The sequence below is a fragment of the Sphingomonas radiodurans genome, assembly GCF_020866845.1.
Classification (GTDB): domain Bacteria; phylum Pseudomonadota; class Alphaproteobacteria; order Sphingomonadales; family Sphingomonadaceae; genus Sphingomonas; species Sphingomonas radiodurans.
On the sequence record NZ_CP086594.1, the window covers coordinates 2,575,762 to 2,589,396 of the forward strand.

Genomic DNA, 13,635 nt, shown 5'->3' on the forward strand with positions numbered 1-13,635 from the left:
CTGAAGGGTGTGATCTCGCCGTCGCCGATCGATGCGCGCGCGAACGGCTCTCATCCTATGCCGCGGGCGTGAGGATGCCGCTCAACCGGCGTGAGTGCCTCGTCGGGATGGCAGCGCTGTCGGTGACGACGCCGGGGCTCGCCGCTGCGGGCACGCCACGGACCGTCGGCGGTGTCCGCCGTTTCGATCCCGCGCTCGACGCCGTGATCGACGCGAATGCGCCGATCGAGGTTCTGGGCGAGGGATATCAATGGGCCGAGGGGCCGGTCTGGCTTCGCAAGCAAGGTTGGCTGCTGTTCACCGACGTGCCGGGAAACACGATCTGGCGGTGGCGACCGGGTCGCGGCACCGACGTCTTCATGCGGCCATCCGGCCTCGCCGGGCCAGTGCCCGCCGCCTTCAACGAGGCGGGCGCCAACGGGCTTGCTGTCGACAGCGCCGGGCGTCTCGTGATGGCGGACAGCGGCAACCGCGCCATCGCCAGCGTCGATCTTGCGACGCGCCGCAAGACGATCCTGGCCGATCGGTTTGCGGGCAAGCGCTTCAACAGTCCGAACACCGTGGTGGTCGCGCGGAACGGCGCGATCTACTTCACCGATCCGCCCTACGGATTGAAGGATCCCGACCGATCACCGCTGCGCGAACTGGATTTTCAGGGGGTCTATCGGCTCGATCCCGACGGACGCGTCCATTTGCTCGAAGGCGACCACCGCCGTCCGAACGGCATCGCGCTGTCACCCGACGAACGGACGCTGTACCTGGCCCTTTCGGACGAAACGCGGCCCGAATTGCTCGCCTATCCGCTGGATGCGACCGGCCGGACGGGCAAGGTCCGTCTGGTCCATGACATGCGGGCGCATCTGGCGGCCGGCGCTCCGGGGCTACCGGACGGCGTGGCTGTCGACCGGGCAGGTCGAATATTCGCGACGGGCCCGGGCGGCGTTCACGTGCTCACCGCCGACGGCCAACTGCTCGGCATCGTCTCGACCGGACAGGCGATTGCGAACCTCTGCTTCGGCGGACGCGATGGCCGAACACTCTTTCTGGCCTCGCACGATATGGTGGCCAGCGTTCGCACCAGGACGCGCGCTTAAAGCTCGCGCCAGGCGCACCCCGGTCGCTTGATCGGGGTGTCTCCCGTCGGACTGATCAGTGATTGTCGCGCGGCAAGCCCGCCGTTTGCGCAATCCGCTGATAGGCCTCGGCCCCTTCGAGGATGGCGCCGGATTCCATCTGCCCCACCACGGCGCGCTGGATCGCCTGCCACGGGGTCTGCGAAGCGGGATAGGCATAGCCGCCTGCGGCCTCCAACGCGCGGCGGCGTTCGGCGAGTTCGGCATCGTCGATCAACAGATTGACCGTCCCCTTGCCCAGATCGATGCGGACCCGATCGCCGGTGCGGATCAACGCTAGGCCGCCCATCGCGGCCGCTTCGGGCGAGGCGTTGAGGATCGATGGCGATCCGCTGGTGCCCGATTGCCGCCCGTCGCCGATGCACGGCAACGCATGCACGCCTTCACGGATCAGATACGACGGCGGTCGCATGTTGACGACTTCGGCGGAGCCCGGATAGCCGATCGGCCCGGCCCCGCGCATGAACAGCATCGTGCGATCGGTGATGCCGAGCGCGGGATCGTCGATGCGCGCGTGATAATCCTCCGGCCCGTCGAAAACCACGACCGGCCCTTCGAACGCGTTCGGATCGTCGGAATTGGAAAGATAGCGGTCGCGAAACTCGGGTGAGATCACGCACGTCTTCATGATCGCGCTGTCGAACAGATTCCCACGCAGCACCAGGAACCCTGCACCGTCGATCAGCGGCCGATCGTAACGGCGGATGACGTTTTCGTCCTCGATCGCGACTCCCCGGCAATTGTCGCCGATCGTTCGGCCGTTTGCCGTCATCGCGTCCTCCGCGATCAAACCGTGCTCCATCAACTGCGAGGCGACCGCCGGCACGCCGCCGGCGCGATAGAAATCCTCCCCGAGATACTCGCCCGCCGGCTGCAGGTTGACGAGCAGCGGGACGTTCAGGCCATGCGTCTGCCAGTCGTCGATGGTGAGTTCGACACCGACATGCCGCGCAATGGCGGCGAGGTGGATCGGCGCATTGGTCGATCCGCCGATCGCCGAATTCACCCGGATCGCGTTCAGAAAGGCGTCGCGGGTCATGATGTCGGACGGCTTCATGTCTTCCGCCACCATTTCGACGATCCGCCGCCCGGTGCGATAGGCGACCTCCTGCCGGTCGCGATACGGCGCCGGGATGGCGGCGGACCCGGGCAATTGCATGCCGAGCACTTCGGCCAGGCTGTTCATCGTCGTCGCGGTGCCCATCGTATTGCAATAGCCGGTCGACGGCGCGGACGAGGCGACGAGCTTGATGAAGCCCGCGTCGTCGATCGCCCCGGTCGCCAGAAGCTCGCGCGCTTTCCAAACGATCGTGCCCGAACCGGTGCGCTGGCCCTTGTGCCAGCCATTGAGCATCGGCCCGACCGATAGCGCGATCGCGGGCAGGTTGACCGTCGCCGCCGCCATCAGGCACGCCGGCGTGGTCTTGTCGCAGCCGATCGTCAGCACCACGCCGTCGAGCGGATAGCCGTACAATATCTCGACCAGACCGAGATAGGCGAGGTTGCGGTCGAGCCCGGCGGTTGGGCGCTTGCCGGTTTCCTGGATCGGGTGGACGGGGAATTCGAGCGGAATGCCGCCCATCTCGCGAATCCCGTCGCGCACCCGCTCGGCCAGCACGAGGTGGTGACGATTGCAGGGGCTGAGGTCGCTGCCGGTCTGCGCGATCCCGATGATCGGCTTGCCCGAGCGCAGTTCCTCGAGGCTGAGCCCGAAATTGAGGTAGCGCTCGAGATAGAGCGCGGTCATGTCGATATTGTCCGGATTGTCGAACCATGCCCGGCTGCGAAGCTTCGTCATCTCAGCGCGCCACCGTCAGCTTGTAGACCATCACGTGCCGATAGGGCTTGCCCGGGTCGATCCGTGCCGAGACGAACGCAGGCTGGTTCGGCGCATCCGGGAATTTCTGCGGCTCCAGCGCGATGCCGTCGCCCATGCGGTACAGATGGCCCGATTTGCCCATCAGCGTCCCGTCGAGGAAATTGCCCGTGTAGAATTGCACGCCGGGCTCGGTCGTCATCACGTCCAGCACCCGGCCCGAGGCCGGGTCCTCCAGCCGCGCCGCCAGTTGCGGTGTCGCCGTCAGGCCCTTGTCGAGCGCGAAATTATGGTCGTAGCCGCGCCCGGCGACGATCTGCGGGTCGCGGCCATCGCGAATGCCGTCGGCGACCGTCCGGCCCGCGCGGAAATCGAACACCGTCCCCGCGACCTGCTTCAACTCACCGGTCGGGATCAGCGTCGTATCGACCGGCGTATAGGCCGTGGCCGGGATCGTCAGCCGGTGCTGGAGCGCGCCCTGCGGCGCGCCCTCGCCGGCCAGGTTGAAGATCGCATGGTTGGTCATGTTGACCACCGTGGGCTTGTCGGTCTGTGCCTCGAAGGTGATCGTCAGCCCACCCGCATCGTCCATCGCATAGGTGACGGTCACGTCGAGGTTGCCGGGATAGCCGGCTTCGCCGTCTGCGCTGCGATAGGCGAGCACCAGCTTGGCGATCGGGCCGCTCGTCGCGGATACGACGCGCCAGGCGACCTTGTCGAAACCCTTGTCGCCGCCGTGCAGCGACTGGCCGTGATCGTTCGCGGGCAGGTTGTACGTCTTGCCGTCGAGCGTGAAGCGCGCCTTCGCGATGCGGTTGGCATAGCGGCCGATCGTCGGGCCGAAATAGTTGGGACGATCGACGTAACCGGCAAGATCATCATAGCCGAGCAACACGTCGGCGAGCTTGCCGCTGCGATCCGGGCCGATCAGCGACTGCAGCGTCGCGCCGTAACTCAGGATCCGGGCACTGACGCCGGCCTTGCTGGTCAAGGTCACCGCTTCGATCCGCGTGCCGTCGGCCAGCGTCCCGGCGGATTCGCGCTGTGCCTCGGCGCCCATCGCCGGTGTGCCCGCCGACAGCGCGATCGCCGCGGCCATCGTCCGGCCGACCTTTGATTTGCTGCTGCCTGTCATGATCCTCGTCCCCATGGCGACGCCCGTTGACGCGTCGTTTCGGCTTATATAGTCCGACAAAATAACGCGGAGCAAGTCGTTGATCGGCAGCATCCGGGCGAACGGGGGGACGGATGATGGCGGGTCCAATGGCGGGTGTTGGCACAAACACGGCGGCCGCTTTGCCCGAGGGCGCGAGCTATCGCGCCGCGCTGACGCTGCTGGCCAGCCTGTTCTTCATGTGGGGCTTCATCACCGTCATTAACGGGACGCTGCTGCCGCATCTGCGCAGCGTGTTCGACCTGTCCTACACGCAGACGACGCTGATCGAATCGGTGTGGTTCATCGCCTATTTCTTCGCCTCCATTCCGTCGGCGAAACTGATCGAGCGGGTCGGCTATCAACGCGCGATGGTCCTTGGCCTCGCGCTGATGGCGGCCGGCGCGCTGATCATGGTGCCCGCCGCGCGCTTGCCCTCGTTCGAGGTCACGCTGTTCGCCTTGTTCGTCATCGCCAGCGGCATCACGCTGCTGCAGGTGGCGGCCAACCCCTATGTCGCCGTCGTCGGCTCGCCCGAGACCGCGTCGTCACGGCTCAATCTGGTGCAGGCGTTCAACTCGGCGGGAGCGACACTGGCACCACTGTTCGGCGGCTATCTGATCCTCGGCCGCACGTCGTCGGGCACCGCGGCCGCTGGCGCCGCGGCGCTGACCCCGGCGGAGCGCCTCGCCGACGCTCAGTCCGTCGTGCTGCCGTACGTCATCGTCGCGATCGTGCTGACGGTCCTCGCGGTGATCATCGCGCGCTTTCCGCTGCCGGCGATGGGGGCAGCGACTCAGCGTACGGCCAGGGCCGACCGCAAGGCGCACTCGCTCTGGGCGCACCGCAACCTCGTCCTGGGCATCCCCGCGATCTTCATCTACCTCATTGCGGAGATCGGCGTCGGCAATCTCTTCATCAACTTCGTCTCGCAGCCCGACATCGGCAACCTAACGCATCAGCAGGCGTCCAATTACCTGTTCCTGATGTGGGGCGGGATGATGGTGGGGCGGCTGGTCGGCGCGTATGCGATGCAGCGGATGGACCCGGGCCAGGCGCTCGCCATCGCCAGCATCGGTGCGACGATCGTCATGCTGATCGCCACCTTCACCACCGGTCATGTCGCAATGTGGGCGCTGATCTCGGTCGGGCTGTTCCACTCGATCATGTTCCCGACGATCTTCACGCTCGGCATCCGCGGCCTCGGGCCGCTGACCGAGGAAGGGGCAGGGCTGTTGATCATGGCGATCGCCGGCGGCGCGCTGGTCATCGTCCAGGGCTGGCTGGCCGACCGCTACGGCTTGCAGATGTCGTTCCTGCTGACGGCAGCGTGCGAACTATACGTCTTGTTCTACGCCGTCTGGGGCTCGAAGCCGAGCCATCAGTTTTCGGAGCGTGTAACTTCGCCCTAGACGTCCATCGACGTCTGCGTGTCCTCGAGCGCGTGATCGACCAGCAACCGCATCGCGGCGGATGCTTCTGCTCCGTCGCCGGCGGCGATCGCGTCGAGCACGCGGCGGTGGTCGGGGATCGGGTTGCGCGGCAGCGCCCGAGCGCGCTGCTTGAACTGCGTCGTCCACGTCACCGCCGCGCCCATGCTCGCGCTGAGCACGATCAACGCATCGTTGCGCGTGGCCCGCAGGATCGCGTCGTGGAAATCGCGATCGGCGGCGCGCCCCGCCTCGGTGGCGAGCGTATGACGGCTCATCCCCGCCAGCGCGCCCTTCATCGCCTTCAGGTCGTCGCGGTCGCGGCGTTCGGCGGCAAGTGCAGCGGCCGCCGGTTCGATGATCGCGCGCAACTCGAACAGCGATCGGATGAAGGCGAGATCGGGTTCCCCCGCGAACGCCCACGCGAGCACGTCGGGGTCGAGCAGGTTCCAGCGGCTGCGCGGCAGCACGCGCGTGCCCGCCTTCGGGCGGCTTTCGACCAGGCCTTTCGCGGTCAGCACCTGAACCGCCTCGCGATACGCGCTGCGCGAAACATCCAGCGCCTCGGAGAAGGCTACCTCGCCTGACAAGGTGTCGCCGGGCGCGAATTCGCCCGACAGGATCGCAACGCCCAATTTGTGCGCGATCGCGCCGTGCAGCCGGCGACCGGTGCCTCGCGGCTTGCGTATCCCGGCCGTCTCACCTTCGCTCACCCGACCAGTCTCCCGCGTTCCGCCTATCATGGGATCGCGCAAGCTCAAGCGACTGCGCCGACAACGATCAAAGATTGCAATGCCTCTGCCGTGTCAATATGTCGGAGTAAATGGAGACGTTATGAACGAGCAAGCGTTGGCGAGCCGTGCCGAGTTCCGATCGGTGGACGCCGCAACAGGCGAACCGTTCGGCGATGCCTTCGCGACCGATGATCACGTCGACGTCGATGCCGCCTGCGCCGCCGCGGACGCGGCGTTCGACACCTTTCGTGCGACCACCGCGGAACAGCGCGCTGTTTTCCTCGAGCGCATCGGCCAGGAGATCATCGGCATCGGTGACGCGCTGATCGTCGCCGCGATGCGTGAAAGCGGCCTGCCGCGCGCGCGACTGGAAGGCGAGCGCGGGCGCACCGTTGGTCAGTTGAACCTGTTTGCCGGCGTGCTGCGCGCTGGCGCTTGGCAAGGCGTCCGGATCGATCCCGCGCTCCCCGATCGTCAACCGCTGCCGCGTCCCGACCTGCGGATGCGCATGATCCCGCTCGGCCCGGTCGCGGTCTTCGGTGCCTCCAATTTCCCGCTCGCCTTCTCCACCGCTGGCGGTGACACCGCCTCTGCGCTCGCGGCTGGCTGCCCCGTCGTCGTCAAGGGCCATCCGGCGCATCCCGCGACCGGCGCGCTGGTCGCCGATGCGATCCGCCGCGCGGTCATCGCCTGCGATTTGCCCGCCGGCGTCTTCTCGCACCTCGTCGGGCCCGGCAACGACCTTGGCGGCGCGCTGGTGCAGGATCCGCGGATCGCCGCCGTCGGCTTCACCGGCTCACGCGCCGGCGGTCTGGCGCTGGTCAAGCTGGCGCAGGCGCGCGCCGTGCCGATCCCGGTCTACGCCGAGATGTCGAGCATCAATCCCGTCATCCTGTTGCCCGCAGCGCTCGAGGCGCGCGGAAGTGCGCTCGGCACCGCATTCGTCGGCTCGCTGACGATGGGCGCAGGCCAGTTCTGCACCAACCCCGGCCTCGTCCTGGCGATCGAGGGCGAGGGGCTCGACGCTTTCGTCGCGGCTGCGGCCGAGGCGATGGCGCAGGCACGTCCGGCCCCGATGCTCACCAGCGGAATCCATGCCGCTTACAACGAAGGCGTTGCTGCGCTGGATCGGCATGACGCCGTCGAGTTGATAGCACGCGGCTGCGCCGGTGAGGGCGTGAGCGAAGGGCAGGGTGCGTTCTTCGCGACGAGCGCCGCTAACTTCCTCGCCGACGAGGCGCTCGGGCACGAGGTGTTCGGCGCATCCTCGCTGCTGGTCCGCTGCCGCGACGAGGCGGAGCTGCGCGCGGTGCTGTCCGCAGCAGAAGGGCAACTCACCGCGACGCTGCAGATGGACGATGGTGACACCAGCCTTGCGGCACGGCTGGTGCCGCTGCTGGAGCGCAAGGCCGGCCGCATCCTGGCCAACGGCTGGCCGACCGGCGTCGAAGTGGCGCACGCGATGGTGCATGGTGGGCCGTTCCCGGCAACGTCGGATGGCCGGACGACATCGGTCGGCAGTCTGGCGATCGACCGTTTTCTGCGGCCGGTCTCGTACCAAAACCTTCCGCTGATGCTGCTGCCCGCAGCGGTCCGTGACGATACGACGCTGCCCCGTCTGATCGACGGTAAGCCTACAAACTAATCATTGCCGGCAGCCGTAACAGCGGCGCCATTCGTGACGGGAGAGGAAGATGACCTTGCGCCTGCTTCAGCATCGCGCGGATGATGGCGAGCGATCGGTGATCGCCGCGGTCGGCGACGCTGCGCACTACGTCTTGGGGATCGATAGCGTTCGCGCGCTGGCCATGCGGGCGATCACCGAAGGCGTCGGCCTTGCCGATGTCGTCGACCGGTGCGAGCGCGGCGCAACGGTCGATCTTGCGTCGGAACTGGCCGCCGGCCGGCTGATGTCGCCGATCGATCACGATGATCCTGCGCATCTCGTGATGACCGGCACTGGCCTGACGCACCTCGGCTCGGCGGAGGGCCGCGACAAGATGCACCGCGCCGCCGCGGAAGCCGAGGAGGCCGGCGCTCCCCAGACCGACTCCATGCGCATGTTCCTCGAAGGCGTCGCAGGCGGCAAGCCGGCCGCGGGCGAAACCGGGCAACAGCCGGAATGGTTCTACAAAGGCGATGGCTCCAGCCTCGTCGCGCCGGGCGCGCCGCTGACCATGCCGGCCTTTGCGCAGGACGGCGGCGAGGAACCCGAACTGGCGGGCATCTACCTGATCGGGCCGGACGGCACGCCCTTTCGTCTCGGCATTTGCCTGGCCAATGAATTCAGCGATCACGTTACCGAACGCCACAATTACCTGTGGCTCGCGCATTCCAAGCTGCGTCAGGCCGCGCTTGGCCCCGAACTGCTCGTCGGTCCGCCGCCCGCGCATGTCGAAGGCACCAGCCGGATCGTTCGCGACGGCACGACGATCTGGGAAAAGCCCTTCCTGTCGGGCGAAGCGAACATGTCGCACTCGCTTGCCAATCTCGAGGCGCATCATTTCAAATACGCCCTCTTCCGCCGGCCGGGCGACATCCACGTGCACTTCTTCGGCACCGCGACGCTGTCGTTCGCCGACGGCGTTGTCACCGATGCCGGCGATGTGTTCGAAATCGAAGCCGCGCCATTCACGCTGCCGCTGCGCAATCCGCTGGCGCGTGCCGCGGTCGAACCCGTCGTCGTGCGGGCGTTGTGATGGATCCGAGACGATGCGGCCGCGCGAAAAACAAGGTTTTGGGGGAGACGGGCAATGATTGATGTGGCGCTGGCGGTGCGGCGGACGGCCGCGGTGATCTTGCTGTTCGGCGCGACCCTCGCCAACGCCCAAACCGCCCCTGCACCATCCGAGCCGCCGCGCGAGGCGACGATCAAGATCGACGGCGGCAAGCCTGGTCCGACGTACGATCGTCGCATCTTCACGCAGTTCGCCGAACACCTCGGCACCGGCGTCTATGGCGGGCTGTGGGTCGGCCCGTCGTCGAAGATCCCCAACACGCGCGGTTTCCGCAACGACGTGGTTGGGGCGCTGAAGCGACTGGGCGTGCCCGTCGTGCGCTGGCCCGGCGGCTGTTTCGCCGACGAATATCACTGGCGCGAAGGCATCGGCCCGCGTGGCACTCGCCCGGTCAAGGTCAACACGAACTGGGGCGGGGTGACCGAACCCAACACCGTCGGCACCCACGAATTCATGGAGCTGATCGATCAGCTCGGCGCCGAGCCCTATATCTCGGGCAATGTCGGCAACGGCACGCCGCAGGAAATGGCGGAATGGGTGGAATATATCACCGCCCCCGCCGGCACCCTCGCCGATCTGCGCGCCAAGAACGGACGCAAGTCACCGTGGGCGCTGCCGTATTTCGGCATCGGCAACGAGCTATGGGGCTGCGGCGGCAACATGCGCGCCGAATATGCCGCCGATGTCACGCGACGCTATTCGACCTTCATCAAGGCCCCCGCCAACACGCGCATCCTGAAGATCGCCAGCGGCGCGAACAGCGACGACGTCGCCTTCACCGATACGATGATGCGCATCGCTGGCGGCCAGCTCGACGCGCTGTCGCTGCATTATTACACCGTCCCCGGCGGCTGGCCGCCGCGCGCGTCGGCGACGGTGTTCGACGAGACTGGCTGGGCGCAAACCTTGGCCGCAACGCTGCGGATGGACGATCTCATCACGCAGCATACCGCGGCGATGGACAAATACGATCCGGCCAAGCGCGTGTGGCTGGCGGTCGACGAATGGGGCACGTGGTACGCCGGCGATCCGGGCACCAATCCCGGTTTCCTGCGTCAGCAGAACACATTGCGCGATGCGATGGTCGCCGCGATCAATCTCAACATCTTCGCGCGTCACGCCGATCGCGTGAAGATGACGGCGATTGCCCAGATGGTCGATGTCCTCCAGGCGATGATCCTCACTGACGGATCGAAGATGGTGCTGACGCCGACCTACCACGTCTTCGCGATGTACCGGCCGTACATGGACGGCACCGTGCTGCCGATCGAGGTCGCCTCGCCGTGGTACAACAAGGATCAGTACACTATGCCCGCGGTCAGCGCCTCGGCGGTGCGCGGCAAGGACGGGCGGGTGCATGTCGGCCTCGCCAATCTCGATCCCAACCGCGCGACGCCACTGACGGTGACGCTGAACGGCATCGCGGCGACGCGTGTCGTTGGCCAACTGCTGACTGCGCCCGCAATGAACGCGCTGAATGCGTTCGACGCGCCGAACACCGTCGCGCCCGCCGCCTTCACCGATGCACGGATCGACGCAGGCCGGCTGACGGTGACGCTGCCGCCCAAATCGGTCGTCATGCTGGCGCTGGATGGCGACAAGCCCGAATAATGCGCCCCGGCGGCGGCGATGCCGCGCGGACTTCCCTCCGCGCGCATTTGGTGGGACGGCGGACCGCATGAAATTCGTTATGTCCGATCTGCCGCCGCGGCACCGCTACAAGCTGCTCGTCTCCACCGTCACGCCGCGGCCGATCGCCTGGGTCACGACACGTGGGCGCAACGGCGTGGTGAATGCCGCGCCGTACAGCTTCTTCAACGCAATGGGGGACGATCCGCCGCTGCTCGTGCTCGGGTTGCTCAAGGACGGCACCGGCGCAAACAAGGATACCGCGACCAACATCATCGAAGCCGGCGAGTTCGTCGTCAACCTCGTGAGCGAGCATGATGCCGAGACGATGAACCTGTCGTGCGTCGATGCGCCACGTGACGTCAGCGAGATCGATTACGCCGGGATCGCCACGACACCCGCCGAGCGCGTATCGCCCCCGCTGATCGCCACAGCGCCGGTAAGCTTCGAATGCGTCAAGCGCGAGTTGCTGGAGATCGGGCCGCGGCAGGTGATCGCAGTCGGCGAGGTGCTGGTTACGCATATCCGCGACGAATTCATCGCCGATCCCGAGAAGTTGCACGTCGATACCGCGGCGATGAAGCTGATCGGGCGGATGCACGGCACCGGCACGTACCTGCGCAACACCGACACGTTCACGATGACGCGGCCGGCATACGACCCGGCACGGATTGATGGAGAAGCGCGATAAGGCCGATCAGCCGCATCGACCTCAATCTGCTCGGCACGTTCGAGGCGATCTACACGCATGGCGGGGTGACCGCGGCGGCGCGGCACCTGCATTTGTCGCAGTCCGCGATCAGCCACGCGCTCGCCCGGCTGCGCGTGGCGTTCGACGACGAATTGTTCGTGCGTGCCGGCAATGCGATCGTGCCGACCGCACTCGCCCGGTCGATTATCGATCCGGTGCGCGACGCGCTGCAGGGGGTGGAGCAGGCGCTGGTCGCCGCGGCGCGCTTCGACCCCGCCACCGCGACGCGCGGCTTTCGCATCGGCCTGCGCCAGGCGAACGAGGCGCGGGTGTTCGCCGGCATCGTTGCACGCGCCGTCCGCGCCGCGCCGGGCGTGACGCTGGCGAGCGTCAACTTTCGCCGCAGCGAAGTCGCCGGCGCGCTGGCGCGTGGTGAGCTGGATCTCGCGATCGACGTGCCGAGCGACGCGACCGCCGGGCTGCGCGCAGTACCGGTGCAGAGCGACACGATGGTGATCGCGGCGCGGCGCGGCCACCCCAAGGTGGCGGGCGGGATTGACCTCGAAGCGTATCTCGCCGCCGACCATGTGCAGGCCTCGCCCCGATCGTCGGGCCCGGGGCTGGAGGACGAAGCGCTCGCCGCGATGGACCGGACGCGGCGGGTGGCGATCCGCTGCCAGAACATCTGGTCGGCGTGGCAGATCGTCGCGCAGTCGGACATGCTGCTGACGTTGCTCGGCACCCATGCCGAGGCGCTGCTGTCGACCGCGGACAATCAGATCGTGCCGCTGCCCTTCGCGATCGCGCAGCGCCCGCTGCAACTGCTGTGGCATCCCGCGGCGGAGCGCGATCCGGGCAATGCGTGGTTGCGTGGGCTGGTTCTCGCGCAGTTCGCGCCCGACTAGCCCATGCACCGCGTTCATGCGGCCGATCGCAGATCAGCATTACTCAGATGGCCGGATGCGCGATAAGATCGCGCCAACTCCATCTTCAAGGTGCCTGGCATGTCGAACATCTTCACGATCCCCGAACTCGACGATCTGCGTATGTCGGAAGGTGCGCGCCCGCTGTTCGATGCGGTGAAGCGCTTCATCCACGACCATGTCGATCCGATCACCGAGGAATATCAGCGGCTAGGCGAGGGCCGCGCCGATCGCTGGGCGTTCGGCCCTGGTCAGCTCGAACTTCTGCAGGGCGCGAAGGACAAGGCTAAGGCCGCGGGCCTGTGGAATTTCTTCCTGCCCAACGCCGATACGGGCGAGGGGCTGTCGAACCTCGACTATGCCTATATCGCCGCCGAGCTCGGCAAGTCGCCGCTCGCGTCCGAAGCGCTGAACTGCTCGGCGCCCGACACCGGCAACATGGAAGTGCTCGAGCGCGTCGGCACCCCCGAACAGAAGAAGCAGTGGCTCGAGCCGCTGCTCGCCGGCGAGATCCGCTCGGCCTATGCGATGACCGAGCCGGACGTCGCCTCGTCCGACGCCAAGAACGTGCGCTGCCAGGCGCGGCTCGAGGGTGACGAATGGGTCATCAACGGCGAGAAATATTACATTTCGGGCGCGGGCGACCCGCGCTGCAAGGTGATGATCACGATGGTGCAGACCAACCCCGACGCGCCCTCGTCGCAGCAGCAATCGCAGATCCTGGTGCCGATCGACGCCCCGGGCGTGAATATCCTCGGGCCGATGCACGTCTTCGGCGCCGATCACGCGCCCCGCGGGCACATGCACATCCGCTTCGAGAATGTTCGCGTGCCCAAGGAGAACATCCTGCTGGGTGAAGGGCGCGGCTTCGAGATCTCGCAGGTCCGCCTCGGGCCGGGGCGCATCCACCATTGCATGCGCACGATCGGCAAGGCCGAAGTCGCGCTCGACCTGATGGTGAAGCGCGGCAATTCGCGCGAGGCGTTCGGCCGCTCGCTGATCATGCTGGGCAAGAACCTCGAACTCGTCAGCCGCGCGCGGATCGAGATCGAAGCGATGCGGCTGATGGTGCTGAAGGCAGCCAAGGCGATGGACGTGCTCGGCAACCGCGAGGCCCGCGTCTGGGTCAGCATGGTCAAGGCGATGGTGCCCGAGAAGACCTGCCAGATCATCGACCAGGCGATCCAGATCCACGGCGCGACCGGCATCTCGAAATGGACGCCGCTCGCCGAGCTGTATGCCGACGTCCGCCACCTGCGGTTCGCGGACGGGCCCGACGAGGTGCACCACATGGTGGTCGGCCGCAACGAACTTGCCCTGCACTGAGCGCTTGGCCCGGCGGGGCGACGGGCGATAAGGCCAGAGCCTGACGCCTTGCTTGGGGAAGC

At 67.0% G+C, this 13,635-nt stretch carries 11 protein-coding genes; 8 read left to right on the forward strand and 3 right to left on the reverse strand.

Annotation, left to right across the window (positions count from 1 at the left end; translation table 11 throughout):
* Positions 1-74 precede the first annotated feature (74 nt).
* Complete coding sequence (locus LLW23_RS11945; RefSeq protein ID WP_228948567.1) at positions 75-1,094, forward strand: SMP-30/gluconolactonase/LRE family protein; 1,020 nt, start codon at positions 75-77, stop codon at positions 1,092-1,094.
* Positions 1,095-1,149: 55 nt separating this feature from the next.
* On the opposite strand, the gene LLW23_RS11950 is transcribed toward LLW23_RS11945, so the two are convergent.
* Both LLW23_RS11950 and LLW23_RS11955 read right to left on the reverse strand, forming a co-directional pair.
* Positions 1,150-2,931, reverse strand: coding sequence for an IlvD/Edd family dehydratase (locus LLW23_RS11950; RefSeq protein ID WP_228945739.1), 1,782 nt, complete (start codon positions 2,929-2,931; stop codon positions 1,150-1,152).
* A 1-nt stretch (position 2,932) separates the two neighbouring features.
* Positions 2,933-4,048 carry an aldose epimerase family protein gene (locus LLW23_RS11955; protein WP_408642043.1) on the reverse strand — a complete coding sequence of 372 codons (1,116 nt, stop codon included), beginning with the start codon at positions 4,046-4,048 and terminating at the stop codon, positions 2,933-2,935.
* A gap of 152 nt (positions 4,049-4,200) precedes the next feature.
* On the opposite strand from LLW23_RS11955, the gene LLW23_RS11960 reads away from it, so the two are divergent.
* Complete coding sequence (locus LLW23_RS11960; protein ID WP_408642044.1) at positions 4,201-5,514, forward strand: sugar MFS transporter; 1,314 nt, start codon at positions 4,201-4,203, stop codon at positions 5,512-5,514.
* Here the strand turns inward: LLW23_RS11960 and LLW23_RS11965 are convergent.
* Complete coding sequence (locus LLW23_RS11965) at positions 5,511-6,245, reverse strand: FadR/GntR family transcriptional regulator (protein WP_228945741.1); 735 nt, start codon at positions 6,243-6,245, stop codon at positions 5,511-5,513. The genes LLW23_RS11960 and LLW23_RS11965 overlap by 4 nt on opposite strands.
* Positions 6,246-6,366: 121 nt before the next feature.
* Here LLW23_RS11965 and LLW23_RS11970 point away from each other — a divergent pair, with 121 nt between their 5' ends.
* The 6 genes from LLW23_RS11970 (at position 6,367) to LLW23_RS11995 (ending at position 13,573) form a co-directional block, all read left to right on the forward strand.
* Positions 6,367-7,911, forward strand: a complete 1,545-nt coding sequence (locus LLW23_RS11970) for an aldehyde dehydrogenase (NADP(+)) (protein ID WP_228945742.1) — start codon at positions 6,367-6,369, stop codon at positions 7,909-7,911.
* Between the two features lie 49 nt (positions 7,912-7,960).
* Positions 7,961-8,965 (forward strand): AraD1 family protein, encoded by a 1,005-nt coding sequence (gene araD1 / locus LLW23_RS11975; RefSeq protein WP_228945743.1) that lies wholly within the window; start codon positions 7,961-7,963, stop codon positions 8,963-8,965.
* Positions 8,966-9,019: 54 nt separating this feature from the next.
* On the forward strand, positions 9,020-10,615 hold the full coding sequence (locus LLW23_RS11980; protein WP_228945744.1) for an alpha-N-arabinofuranosidase: 1,596 nt from the start codon (positions 9,020-9,022) through the stop codon (positions 10,613-10,615).
* Between the two features lie 67 nt (positions 10,616-10,682).
* A complete protein-coding gene (locus LLW23_RS11985; protein ID WP_228945745.1) occupies positions 10,683-11,324 on the forward strand; it encodes a flavin reductase family protein in 642 nt (213 codons plus the stop codon).
* 65 nt (positions 11,325-11,389) lie between these two features.
* The gene (locus LLW23_RS11990; RefSeq protein ID WP_228945746.1) at positions 11,390-12,229 is read left to right on the forward strand and encodes a LysR family transcriptional regulator; all 840 of its coding nucleotides are present in this window, start codon (positions 11,390-11,392) and stop codon (positions 12,227-12,229) included.
* A 99-nt stretch (positions 12,230-12,328) separates the two neighbouring features.
* Positions 12,329-13,573 (forward strand): acyl-CoA dehydrogenase family protein, encoded by a 1,245-nt coding sequence (locus LLW23_RS11995; protein ID WP_228945747.1) that lies wholly within the window; start codon positions 12,329-12,331, stop codon positions 13,571-13,573.
* Positions 13,574-13,635 lie beyond the last annotated feature (62 nt).

Excerpts from the sequence above, each read along its gene's own strand:
- LLW23_RS11945 (WP_228948567.1), top strand. The coding sequence starts at position 75 with ATGCCGCTCAACCGGCGTGAGTGCCTCGTCGGGATGGCAGCGCTGTCG.
- LLW23_RS11950 (WP_228945739.1), bottom strand. The coding sequence starts at position 2,931 with ATGACGAAGCTTCGCAGCCGGGCATGGTTCGACAATCCGGACAATATC.
- LLW23_RS11955 (WP_408642043.1), bottom strand. The coding sequence starts at position 4,048 with ATGGCCGCGGCGATCGCGCTGTCGGCGGGCACACCGGCGATGGGCGCC.
- LLW23_RS11960 (WP_408642044.1), top strand. The coding sequence starts at position 4,201 with ATGGCGGGTCCAATGGCGGGTGTTGGCACAAACACGGCGGCCGCTTTG.
- LLW23_RS11970 (WP_228945742.1), top strand. The coding sequence starts at position 6,367 with ATGAACGAGCAAGCGTTGGCGAGCCGTGCCGAGTTCCGATCGGTGGAC.
- araD1 (WP_228945743.1), top strand. The coding sequence starts at position 7,961 with ATGACCTTGCGCCTGCTTCAGCATCGCGCGGATGATGGCGAGCGATCG.
- LLW23_RS11980 (WP_228945744.1), top strand. The coding sequence starts at position 9,020 with ATGATTGATGTGGCGCTGGCGGTGCGGCGGACGGCCGCGGTGATCTTG.
- LLW23_RS11985 (WP_228945745.1), top strand. The coding sequence starts at position 10,683 with ATGAAATTCGTTATGTCCGATCTGCCGCCGCGGCACCGCTACAAGCTG.
- LLW23_RS11995 (WP_228945747.1), top strand. The coding sequence starts at position 12,329 with ATGTCGAACATCTTCACGATCCCCGAACTCGACGATCTGCGTATGTCG.